We start from the raw sequence: 12,690 nt of genomic DNA on the forward strand, positions 1-12,690 counted from the left end.
CAAAACGCTCCGGGATTCGCGCTTGGGAGCGGCCCGGCGCGCTCATGCCCGCGCGTTGACCCGAATCGCCAGATTGCCCGACGGGTGGGTGTTGGTGTGCAGCAGCTGGTGCGCCTTGCCCACTTCGTCGAACTCGAAGACATCGGCCAGCGCCGGGTCGACCAGGCCGTCGATCACCATGTCGTTCAGCGCCTTGCACTGCTCGGTGTTGGCGAAGTGCGAGCCCTGCAGGCGCTTCTGGCGCATCCACAGGTAGCGCAGGTCCACGTCGGCGTTGTAGCCGGTGGTGCCGGCGCAGATCACCACCATGCCGGCGTTGTCGCACACGAGGATGGAGGTCGGGATGGTCGACTCGCCCGGGTGCTCCAGCACGATGCGCGGGCCCTGGCGCGAGCCCAGCAGCTCCGACCACTTCTTGCGGAAGGCGTTGGCACCCTTCATCCATTCGGCATAGGCTGCCGCATCGGCGGTGTCGGGCAGGCGACCCCAGTGGGTGAACGACGGGTCGGTGCGGTTGATCACGCCGTGCGCACCGAGCTTGCGGCAGTGCTCCATGCGGCTTTCCGACGAGACCACCGCGATCGGGATGCCGCCCTTGGCCTTGACGATCTGGATCGCCATCGACCCGAGGCCGCCCGAGCCGCCCCAGATCAGCACCGGGTCGCCCGGCTTCACCGTGTGCGGCTCCCAGCCCATCAGCTGGCGGTAGGCCGTGGCGCCGACCAGCATGTAGGCGGCCGCGGCCTCCCACGAGAGCTTGGGCGGCTTCTTGAAGCACTGGTAATCGTCGACGCGGGTGAACTGCGCGAACGAGCCCCAGTTCTCTTCGTAGCCCCAGATCTTGCAGCTCGTGGAAGTGATCGGGTCGGCGCCGGCCTGGATGTCGGCGGCGTTCTCGTCCCACATCGCGCACGAGAGCACGACCTCGTCGCCCACGCGGACGTTGGTCACGCCCTCACCCACCGCCCATACGATGCCCGAGGCATCGGAGCCACCGATGTGGAAGGCCTCGGCGGCCGGGTTCTGCTTGCGGCGCGCTGCGACCACGTCGACCGGCGTGCCGAGCGCGGCCCACACGTTGTTGTAGTTGATGCCCGCGGCCATCACGTAGACCAGCACCTGCCGCGGACCAGGTTTCGGGGTGTCGACCACCTCCACCTTGAACGCCTGCTCGGGCTCGCCATAGCGCTCAGGGCGAATCAGGCTCGCATACATCTTGGCCGGCACATGGCCGAGCGGCGGCATCTCGCCGAGTTCGTACAGGTCTTTCGTGCTCATGCGGTCACTCCCTTTTTCTCGTCCTGGCTGGAGCCTTTGCTCAGGCCCTCGATCACCCGCCGCAACAGCGACACCAGCACCCGCACGTTGGGCTCGAGCACCATGTTGTCGTGGTTGCCCGGCACCTCGAACACCTGCAGGTGGCCGACGTGCGGCGTCCAGAAGTTGTCTTCACGGACGTAGTTGCGGTAGGAATCCACCAGCCGTCCCCCTGACAGCCGGAACTTCACATCCAGCTTGGGGCGGAACACCGCCACCTTCACCGGGACCTTCGGAATCTTGTATTTCGCCAAGGCGCGCAAGAAGGCATCGCCGATGCGGCGCGACTGGAAGTTGGCCGTGTTGGCCTCGGCCGCAGCGTTGCCGTTGTTGGCAGCGCGCTCTTCCTGGCGACGGCGCTTTTCCTTCTCCCACTCGATGCGGGCGGCGATCTTCTTGCCGACGATGCCGAGGCCTTCGCGCTGCGCGCTCTGCAGCAGCATCGTGAGCTTGTCGCCGAGGCTGAAGTTGGGGATCTCGCGCGCCGGTGTGTCGAGCATCAGCACGCCCTGCACCTCCTCGCCCTTGGCCATCAGCTGGCGTGCCATCTCGTAGGCGATCAGGCCGCCACCCGAGAAGCCGCCCAGCAGGTACGGGCCCTGCGGCTGGATCTGCACGATCTCGGCGATGTAGTCGGCCGCGGCCTCTTCGAAGTTGTCGTGCGGCTCCACGTCGCCGTACAGGCCACGCGCCTGCAGCGCGTAGAACGGCCGGTCTTCGCCCAGCAGGTGCGCGAGGTGGCTCAGGTTGAGTACGTTGCCGAACATGCCCGCCACCACGAAGAGCGGCGTGCGGCCGGCCACTGGGCCGGTGTGCATCGGCACCACGTGGCGGAAGCGCAACTCGGCCTTCTGGCGCGGCGCGGCGGCGGCACCGTTCTCCGCTTCGGCCGCGGCCGCTTCTTCGCTGTAGGCATCGCCCCGCACCAGCGTCGCCAGGCCCTCGATGGTCGGGGACTGCATCAGCACCGACATCGGCAGGTCGACCTCGAACTTGTCGGCGATCTCGTTGAAGAGACGCACCGCGATCAGCGAGTGACCGCCCAGGTCGAAGAAGCTGTCGCGGATGCCCACGCCTTCCACGCCGAGCAGCTTGCCCCACAGCTCGGCCAGGCCCTTCTCGAAGCTGTCGCGCGGTGGCGCGAAATCGCTGTCGGCTTCGGGGCGCGAGAAGCGCGCTTCGCCGCTGCTGAGCGCAGCGCGGCTGAGCGACTCGGCCTGTGCGATCAACTCGCCGATCTTCATCGAGCTCACGATCACTTCGCTCGGCATGTCGCCGCGCAAGATGCGGTCGAGGGCCTTCAGGCCGTCGGCCGGCGCGATGCCCTGGCTCACGTTGTGGCGCAGCGCGATCTCGCCGGGCGAGAGGGTCTTGGCCCGAGCGGCAGGCTCGGTCGCGCCCTCGCCTGCGGCATCCACGCCCGCTTCGGGCTTGGGCGCATGCCACGGGCCATCGAGGCGGCGCAGCGTCAGGCGGTCGACTTCGGCGAGCACACGGCCCTGCGTGTCGGTGAGCGTCACGTCGAAGGCGGCGAAGTCGCTCGCCACCGAACCTTCGCTCGCGAGGCGCACCCAGCTGTGGATCTCGCCGGCGAGCGGCGCGTTGAAGCGCAGGCCGCGGTAGGAGATTGGCGCCCACAGGTTCTGCACCACGTCCTGGTCGGCGTAACCGGGGATCAGGTCCATGGCGTAGCCGGTCGCGATGTCGAGCAGGCCGGGGTGCAAGCCGTTCGTCGCGAGGTCGCCGTGGAACTCGGGCGGCAACTGCAGGTGGGCGATGGCTTCCGTCTGGCCAAGCTGCAGGCGCTTCAGCACCCGCCAGCGCGGGCCGAACTTGATGTGGCTCTCCTGCCGCGTGCGCAGCGCGCCAGAGCCCGCGGCAACTTCGCTCTTGCCGGTGCAGCGGGCCTCGATCTCGGCGATCTTCACCGGCGCCGAGGCATCGCCCTTGGCCGGCGTGACACGCGCGGTCGCGCAGCGCACGAAGCGGCCCGGCTGCTCTGCAGCGGCCAGGATCTCCACGTCCCAGCGTTGCTCGTCGCCCCGCAGGCGGACGCGGAATTCGCGGCTGCTGCCGTCGGCCACGAAGAGCGGGTTTTCGAACACGAGGTTGCTCAGCTGCCAGCCGCTGGTCTGACCCAGCTCGGCCAGCGCAGCGCGCACCAGTTCGAGGTAGCCGGTGCCGGGCAGCAGCGCTTCGCCGCTGCCGAGGCGGTGTTCGTCGATCACCCAGTCGGTGCTCTTGAGCACGCCGGTGAAAAGTTCCAGCTGCGCGAGCCCATCACGGGCCGAGAAGCGCTTGTCGAAGTGCGGGTTGTGGACGGGCAGCGGCTGGCCTTGCGTCACGCCTGCGTCGTTGTTCTGCCCCGCATCGGCCGGCGCGCCCAGCTGGCCCACCATGCCGACATCCTTCCAGATGCCCCAGGCGATGGAGGTGACGGGGTACGGGCGCGCACCGCGGCACGACTCGGCAAACGCATTGACGAAGGCGCTCGCGCCCACGTAATCAATCTGGCCGCTCGGTGCGATGTAGGTACTGGTCGACGAGAAGAGCACCATGAAATCGAGCGCTTGCTCGCGGAAGATCTCGTCCAGCACCAGCGTCCCGTAAACCTTGGCCGAGAACACGTCTTCGATGTCGCGCGGGCTCTTCACCTGGATCAGGCTGTCGCGGATCGTGCCGGCTGCGTGGAACACGCCGTGGATCTGCTTGAACACGGCGCGCGCCTCGTCCACCACTTCTTTCATGCGGTCGGCCACGGCCACGTCGGCCGAGAGCGGCAGCACGCTGGCGCCCAGCGACTCGAGCTGGCGCACCTTGCGGATGCCCTGGGCGATGGAGTCGCCGGCGTCATGTTCGGCCAGCCACGCATCCCACTCGCCACGCGCCGGCAGCGGCGTGCGGCCCAGCAGCACGAGCTTGGCCTTGTACTCGCGGGCCAGCCACTCGGCCATCAGGCCGCCGATGCCGCCGAGGCCACCGGTGATCAGGTAGACGCCGCCCTCTCTTAACTTTGTTGCAGGGAGCTTCGTCTTCGGCAGCTCGCCAGCCGGCGACTTGACGTTGCTGAGATGACGCTCCCAGCGCACGCCGTTGCGCCACGCGATCACGCGCGTACCCGGCTCGGCCAGCAGCTCGCCGCTCACGTCGGCCGCCATCTTGGCGAGCGCGAGGTCGTTCTGCGAGGTGCGCTTCGTCCCGGTGCGTGGAGCACCCAGGTCGACGTCGACAAACGCGCAGGTGACGTTCGGGAACTCGCGCGGGATCACGGCCGCCGGGCCGAGCGCGGTCGCCTTGTCGGGGAACAGCAAGGCCTCGTCGCCCACGCGCAGCGCGCCGTTGGAAACGACCGTCATGTGCAGGCCACGGTCGGCGAGGCCGGCCTTGGCGAGTGCACGCGCCAGGTGGAACAGCGAATAGAAGCCGTGCTCCTGGTTGCGATGGAAGAAGGTGGAGCCGGCACGGAAGGCACGATCGAGCGTCACGAGCCAGGTGTGAAGCACGCGCTCGGGCACGATGCCGCGCTCTTCCAGCGACTGCATCAGCTCGGGGTAGCCCACGCCGCCGGCTTCGGCGGCGATGGTGTAGGTGGTGTCGTCGACCTGGCTGAAGGTGTCACCCGGCAGCACCGAGATCACGGTGTGGCCGTCTTCGCGCAGGCCCGAGACCATCGCGAGCGACAGCGGCTCGCGACCGTGGAAGGCCAGCCACGTCTTGGGCTCGTCGTTCGAGTCGAGGATGCCCTGCTGCACCCAGCGCGGCTTCTTGAACCAGTCGGCCATCTCGGCCTGGCGCAGCGGGCGCTCGGCATCGGCACGGCCGGCGCCGAGCTTGCCGGTGCCGGGTTCGATCCAATAGTGGCCGTGCTGGAAGGCGTAGCTCGGCAGCGTGACGCGGTGGCGGTTCTTGCCCCACAGGCGCGTCGCGTCGAAGTCGACGCCCAGCGCCCACAGCCGGCCCATCACGGTGCGGAAGTACACATGGTCGGGCAGCGGGTCGTTCGGATGGCGCATCGACGACAGCACGCGCTGCGTCGGCGAGCGCGGGTTCTGGCGCACGAAGGAGCCGAGCATGTTGCCCGGGCCGACTTCGAGGAAGACCAGGTTGTCGTTCTCGAGCAGCGTGTCCACGCCGTCGGCAAAGAGGATGGAATTGCGGAAGTGCTGGACCCAGTACTCCGGGTCGCGCGCCTTGCCCGGCTCCAGCCACTTGCCGGTGAAGTTGGAGATGACCTTGAGCTTGGGCTCGTGGAGCTGGATGCTCTGCAGGTACTGGCGGAAGCGCGGCAGGATGCCGTCGAGCAGGCGCGAATGCGCGGCCACGTCGACCTTGACGCGCTGGCTGTCCACATCCATCGCGCTCAGCCTGGCGGCCAGCGCTTCCAGGGGCTCTGGCGGCCCGGAGGCCACCGAGAGCTGAGGGCTGTTCGACGCGGCGAGGTCGAGTTCCGAGCCGAGCAGCGGCCTCAGCTCCTTGGCGGCCATCGGCACGCTGATCATCGAGCCGCGCGGGGTCTGTTCGACCAGCTGGCCGCGCAGCAGCAAGAGGCCCAGGCCATCTTCGAAGGAGAACACCCCGGCGATGCAGGCCGCGGCGTTCTCGCCCATGCTGTGGCCGATCACCATGTCGGGCTTGACGCCGTAGGACTCCCACAGCTTGGTCAGCGCGATCTCGACCAGAAAGGTCAACGGAAGCTGCACCGAGGGCTTGGCGATCGCCTCGCTCAGCTCGGGCGTCACCTCCTTGGCCAGCAACACGGACGCAAGGTCGGCGTTGAAGCGGTTCTTCAGGATCGCGAGGCCCTTGTCGACCCACTCGCGGAAGACGGGCTCTTTCTCGTAGAGGCCGGCGCCCATGCGCACGTACTGCGCACCACCGCCCGGGAACATGAACACCACCTGCGGGTGCTCCAGTTCGTTGGTGTGGTTGAAGACCCGCTTGGCGTCGTTGCCTTCCAGCAGTGCGATCGCTTCCTCGCGGCTGGTGGCCGCCAGCACACGGCGTTGCTCGAAGCCACGGCGACCCACACGCAGCGTGTAGGCCACGTCGGCCAGCGGCTGCTCGGGATGGTCGCGCAGCCAGGCGGCGAGGCGTTTGGCGTTGTCGTCGAGCGCCTTGCGGTTGCGGGCCGAGAGCAACAACACCTGGGTGCTGTCGTCGAGGGCGCTCGGCTTGCGGGCCGGCGGCTCCTGCAGCACGACGAAGGCATTGGTGCCGCCCACGCCCAGCGAGTTGACGCCGGCGCGGCGCGGGCCGCCATCGGTTGTCCAGTCGGCGAGCTTGGCGGCCACGGTGAAGGGGCTGCCCTCGAAGCCGATGCGCGGGTTGGGCGCTTCGAAGTTGAGCGACGGCGGGATCTGCTTGTGCTCGAGTGCGAGCGTGGCCTTGATGAGGCTCGCGACACCGGCGGCGGTGTCGAGGTGGCCGATGTTGGTCTTGACCGAGCCGACCTTGCAGTAGCCGACCTTGTCGGTGGTATCGCGGAAGGCCTGCGTGAGCGCGGCGATCTCGATCGGGTCACCGACCGGCGTGGCGGTGCCGTGGCATTCGACATAGCTCAGCGTGTCGGCGGTCACGTCGGACACCGCCAGCGCTTCGGTGATGCACGCCGCCTGGCCGTCGACGCTCGGGGCGAGGTAGCCGACCTTGCGGGCACCGTCGTTGTTGACCGCGCTGCCCTTGATCACCGCATGGATGTGGTCGCCGTCGCGCAGCGCGTCTTCCAGGCGGCGCAGCACCACGACACCGGCGCCGCTGCCGAACACGGTGCCCTTGGATCGGTGGTCGAAGGTGCGGCAATGGCCGTCGGGCGAGAGCACCTCGCCTTCCTTGTAGTGGTAGCCCACGCCATGCGGAATCTCGATCGTGACACCACCGGCCAGCGCCATGTCGCACTCGCGCGAGAGCAGGCTCTGCACCGCCATGTGCGTGGCGACGAGCGAGGTCGAGCAGGCGGTCTGCACGTTGACACAAGGGCCGTGCAGGTTGAAGGCGTAGGAGACACGCGTCGACAAGAAGTCTTTGTCGTTGCCGGTGTGGCGCAACAGGAAGAGGCCGACCGAATCGACCAGCTCGGGGTTCGAGAGCAGGTTGAAGGTGAAGTACGCGCCCATGCCGCAGCCCGCGAAGAGGCCCACCGCGCCTTCGAAGGTCTCGGGCGGGTGACCGGCGCGTTCGAGGGCCTCCCAGCAGATTTCGTAGAACTGGCGATGCTGAGGGTCGAGGATCGCCGCTTCCTTCTGGCTGAAGCCGAAGAACTCGGGGTCGAAGGCGTCGAGGTCCTGGAGCTGGATGCCGGCCTTCACATAGTTGGGGTCGGCCAGCGTGCTCTGCGACACGCCCTTGGCGAGCAGTTCTTCGTCGGTGTAGGTGCGCGTGGCTTCGACGCCGTTGCGCAGGTTGGCCCAGAACTCCTCGGGGTTCGAGGCCCCCGGCACGCGGATCGCCATGCCCACGATGGCGATGTCGGTCTCGTTCACCTCGTCGGTCATGCGTTCAATCCCTGCGGGCAGCCTGCCTCTGTCGAGCGGTTCATCGGTTGTCGGATTCCTGAAACTTCTTCTTGTGTCGAGCGGGTTTGTCAGACGCGGGTGGCCTGGCGACGCTGCTGCAGCACGGCGCGGCGGCCCTGCGCACGCGCATTGCCGGCCTTGGCGCCGGCGTCGTCCACACCGCCTTCGCCCAGATAGGCACTCAGGCTCTGGATGGTGGGGAAGCGGAAGATGTCGGTGATGGAGATGTCGCGCTGCAGCGCGTCACGCAGGCGGCGGTGAGCCTGCACGGCCAGGAGCGAGTGACCACCGAGGTCGAAAAAGTTGTCGCGTGCGCCGACCTGCGGCAGCTTGAGCACGTCTTTCCAGATGGCAGCGATCTGCTCTTCGAGGTCGCTCGCGGGGGCGACGAAGGCTTCGGTCGCGACGGGCGCCTTGCTCGCCTCGGGCGCAGGCAGCTGCTTGCGGTCGATCTTGCCGTTGGGCGTCTGCGGCAATGCGTCGAGCGTGACGAAGTGCGCCGGCACCATGAAGTCGGGCATGCGGGTGCGCAGGTGCTCCTTCAGCTCGGCCGCGGGCGCGCTGTCTTTCGCCGACGGCACGATGTAGGCAACCAGGCGCACGTCGCCCGGCGTGTCTTCGCGTGCGACGACCACCGTCTCACGCACGCCGGTGTGGCTCAGCAACGAGGCCTCGATCTCACCCAGCTCGATACGGTAGCCGCGCACCTTCACCTGGTGGTCGAAGCGGCCGAGGAATTCGAGCGAGCCATCATCACGCAGGCGCGCGAGGTCGCCGGTGCGGTAGACACGGCCGCCGGCCGCGCCCTTCAGCGGGTGCGGCAGAAAACGCTCGGCGGTCAGCTCAGGGCGGTGCAGGTAGCCGCGCACCACGCCCTTGCCGCCGATCACGAGTTCGCCGGGCACGCCGACCGGCGTGGGCTGCTGGCGGGTGTCGAGGATGTAGATCGCCTGGTTGGCCAGCGGCTTGCCGAGCGGCACGATGCCATCGACGGTGTCGACCCGGTGCACCGACGACCAGATGGTCGTCTCGGTCGGGCCGTACATGTTCATCAGGTGGCCGTTGCTGGCGATCGCGCCCTTCAGCTCGCGGGCGAGCGGCGCCTGCAGCGCTTCGCCGCCGACCATCATGCGCTTGAGGCCCCGCAGACCATCGGCCGCCGCCGGGTCGAGCAGCAGCATGCGCGCCATCGACGGCGTGCACTGCAGGTGCGTGGCCTGGTGGCGCTTGAGCAGCGTGGGGATGGAGTAGTCGGTGTTGACGGTCGCGGCGGCACGGCGTGGCGTGGCGTTCTTGCGCAGCTCGTTCAGGTACTCCAGGTGCGCGAGCACCGACGGCGAGTCCACACCGAAATCGATCAGGCAGGCCACTTCGTCGACGCCGATCGCCTTGATCGCATCGACCTGCTTCAGGCAGCTCTCGGGCGTGCCGAAGAGGCCGCTGGTCTCGTAGTAGCGGTTGAACGAGTGCTCCATCAGACCTTGCATCTCCTCGTCGCTGAGGCTTTGCAGGTCGAGGCTGGCGGTGGAGTTGGGGCCGTCCATGCCCTCGCGCTTCTTGAACGCGGGGAACGACCAGGCGTACTGCTTGACGAGGTTGAGCGAGGTCTTGAGATAGTCGATCAGCGGCTGCTTGACCTTGGCGCGCACCTCGGCTTCATCGGGGCCGACAAAGGTGTGCAGCATCAGCGTCACGTAGCCCTCGCCCGGGTGGCCAGCATCTTTCCAGGCCTTGCGGTAGGCGGCGAGCTTGCCGTCGAGCTCTTCCACCGTCTGGCCCAGGAGGTGGGTCAGCACATTGGCGCCAAGCTTGCCGGCGGCGATGAAGGTCTCGGGGTTGCCAGCGGAGGTGACCCAGTACGGCAGGTCCTTCTGCACAGGTCGCGGCAGGATGCCCACTTCGACATCGGTGCCGGTGGCACCGGGGAAGCTGCACTTCTCGCCGCGCCATAGCTTGCGCACGGTCTCGATGTTGCGCAGCATGATGTTCTTGTTGTCGGCGAAATTCTCAGGCTTCAGCACGAAGTCGTTCGGCTGCCAGCCGGACGCGAACGAGATGCCGACACGGCCCTTCGAGATGTTGTCGACGACCGACCACTCCTCGGCCACGCGCAGTGGGTGGTGCAGCGGCAGCACGACGCTGCCAGCGCGGATCTTGATGCGCTCGGTGACCGCGGCTATCGCGGCGCCGGCCACAGCCGGGTTCGGATAGAGACCACCGAAGGCGTGGAAGTGGCGCTCGGGCGTCCACACCGCCGAGAAGCCATGCTGGTCGCCGTACTTGGCGCCTTCGAGCAGCAGCTTGTACTTGTCGTGCTTCTCCTGGCCCTCGCCTTCGGCTTCGTTGGCCGAAAAGTAGAAGAGGCTGAAGTCGAGCGGGCGCGAGGCGGCCGCGCCGCGCGGGGCCGCGCCGGAGCGCTCTTCGCCGGTGGCGATGACGACATGGAAGCCGCGCGTGAGCGTCCAGCAGAGTTCGAGCACCGAGATGTCGAAGCTGAGGCTGGTCACCGCCACCCAGGTGCCCGGGCCGTCTTCACCGAGGTGGTGATCCATCCCCGCGAAGAAGTTGACGACGTTGCGGTGCTCGACCATCACGCCCTTGGGCTTGCCGGTCGAACCCGAGGTGTAGATCACATAGGCCAGGTGCTGCGGCTCGGCGCCACCGTCGAAGGGCTCGGCCGACTCGGTGGCGATCGAGGCCCAGTCGGTGTCGAGCTTGATGACCTTGGCGCTGTGCTTGGGCAACTCCACACGGTCCTGCGTCAGCAGCACCGGCACCTTGGAGTCTTCGACCATGTAGGCGATGCGGTCCTTCGGGTAGCTCGGGTCCAGCGGCACGTAAGCGCCACCGGCCTTGTGGATGGCGATCAGGCCGATCATCATTTCCACCGAGCGCTCAGCGCACAGGCCCACCAGCACGTCGGGGCCAACGCCCAGCGACTTGAGGCGGCGGGCCAACTGGTTGGCGCGGCGATTGAGTTCGTCGTAGGTCAGCGATTGGTCTTCGCAGGTCACCGCGGTCGCGTTCGGCGTACGGGCGGCCTGCTCTTCGAAGAGGCGGTGCACGCAGGCGTCGGTGCGGGCCGGCGCGTCGGTGGCGTTCCACTGGTCGAGCACGCGGCTGCGCTCTGCGGCGTCCCACAGGGGGAGCTCGGCGAGGGCGCGCGTGGCATCGGCTTCGGCGGCCTTCAACAACTCGGCGGCCTGCTGCTGCATCGCAGACACGGTGCCGCGCGAAAGCTTGGAAGCGTCGAAGATCCAGCGGCTTTGTGCGCCGTCGGCGGTCACGGCAATGGTGAGTTCGCTGCCCGTCAGCGCGGCGGCACCGTCGAGCTGGTCAACGATGAGCAGCGCGACCGGCTGCACGCGCGGGTCTTTCTGGGTCGCGGCGGCGCGCAGCTCGGGCGAACGGGCCACGATGTCGCTGGCGTAGCCCACGCGCTTGCGCAGCGTGGCCAGCTCGTCGGCGATGGCGCTGCGCAGCGCATCGAAGCCGCGCGTGAAGTCGAGCGAGACACGCAGCTGCACCTGTTGCGCGAACCAGGCCGGCGCAGCACCCACGGCGCGGCGCAGCGCGGGGTCGGCGAAGCCGAGGTCGAAGCCGTCCTTGTCCGTGAGGCGTGCGAGGTAGCCGACGAGGGCCGCGATGCGCGCATCGGCGTCACCGGCCGGCAGCGCCGCATCGAGCTGCTGCCACTGCGTGGCGACCGGCGCCGCGCTGCGGTCGATGTAGGGCAGCTCCAGCGGCACCTGGGTTTCGAGGCGGCGCAGCCAGAAGGTCTCGTGTGCGGACAGCGTGGCGTTGATGCTGCTCAGCTGATCGGCGGTGGCCGCATCGAGCACCTCGAAGCGGCTACCGGCGCGCAGGTCGAGCACCGGGCAGTTGAGGAAGCGCGGCTTGCCGTCGAGTGTTTCCAGACGCTTGAACTCGACGTCGACGTCGGCCGTCGCGACGACGACCGAATGCTCGTTCGCCGACACGATGGTGCCGGCGGGCTGCGTCGAGGCCGTCTCCGTCACACGCAGCTCAGGCACGATCACCAACTGGCCGTTGTACAGCGCCTTGGCCGCACCGATCGGGTTGGCATAGGTGCCGAAGTCGAGCGCACGCACGAGCGTGGCGATCTGTGCGGCAGGTTGGTCCCAACGGATGGCACAAGCTGCGGCAGGCCGATCCTTGCGGCCGAAATACTTCAGCACGCCTTCGGTCTGCGGGCGGCCCTGCAGCGAGCCTTCCGTCAACCCCTTCACCAACTCTTCGAAGCTTTCCATGCCGGCTTCGAAGCACTTGGTGTTGAGCGTGAGCGCAGTCTCGCCTTCGGAGAGATCGAATCGGCGCTGCACCAGGATGTCGCCCTGGTCGACCTGGTTCGTCATCAGGTGCCAGGTGATGCCGTGGCGGCCTTCGCCGTTGAGCATGGCCCAGACCGGCGTGTTGAGGCCGGCGTATTCGGGCAGCGGGCCATCGTGGAAGTTGATCGCGGCACGCGTGGGCATCGCGATCACTTCGGGAGACAGCACCGAGAGGTTGGTGATCGAGAACAGGTAGTCGAACGGGCGGATGTCTTGCGCGGCGAGGAGCGCGGCCGAGTCGGCCAGCACGCGAATGCCTTTTTCCGCAGCCCAGCGGCGGATGGCGGCACGCGTCGTCACCACGGCCACGATCTGGTGGCCCGCCTGCTCGAGAACCTGCCCGCATTGGATCAGCAGGGATTCGGAACCGATGAGGACGCTACGCACTGAGTTCGCCATGTTTTCTCTTGGTCAATTGCCGGGGGCGGGCAAGGGCTGGGTCGTGACACAACGCACATCGTGCATCGCCGAAAAAACACGCCGATGACGGGCCCAAGCTACGCAAAAAC

3 protein-coding genes and 2 pseudogenes are annotated in these 12,690 nt (G+C 67.8%); all 5 read right to left on the minus strand.

Annotated features, from left to right (window positions below; translation table 11 throughout):
* Positions 1-42: 42 nt before the first annotated feature.
* Complete coding sequence (gene ccrA, locus LRS03_RS11980; RefSeq protein WP_257825643.1) at positions 43-1,278, minus strand: crotonyl-CoA carboxylase/reductase; 1,236 nt, start codon at positions 1,276-1,278, stop codon at positions 43-45.
* Positions 1,275-7,808: a type I polyketide synthase gene (locus tag LRS03_RS11985; RefSeq protein WP_257825644.1), complete on the minus strand. Its 6,534-nt coding sequence runs from the start codon at positions 7,806-7,808 to the stop codon at positions 1,275-1,277. Before LRS03_RS11985 ends, ccrA begins: the two co-directional genes overlap by 4 nt.
* An 89-nt stretch (positions 7,809-7,897) precedes the next feature.
* On the minus strand, positions 7,898-10,264 hold the full coding sequence (locus tag LRS03_RS27055; RefSeq protein WP_489739927.1) for a MupA/Atu3671 family FMN-dependent luciferase-like monooxygenase: 2,367 nt from the start codon (positions 10,262-10,264) through the stop codon (positions 7,898-7,900).
* A pseudogene (locus LRS03_RS27060) lies at positions 10,256-11,044 on the minus strand (AMP-binding protein); the annotation flags it as partial. The pseudogene LRS03_RS27060 and the gene LRS03_RS27055, both read right to left, overlap by 9 nt.
* A 693-nt stretch (positions 11,045-11,737) precedes the next feature.
* A pseudogene (locus LRS03_RS27065) lies at positions 11,738-12,580 on the minus strand (formyltransferase family protein); the annotation flags it as partial.
* Between the last annotated feature and the right edge of the window lie 110 nt (positions 12,581-12,690).

The organism is Rhizobacter sp. J219, assembly GCF_024700055.1.
Lineage (GTDB): Bacteria > Pseudomonadota > Gammaproteobacteria > Burkholderiales > Burkholderiaceae_C > Rhizobacter.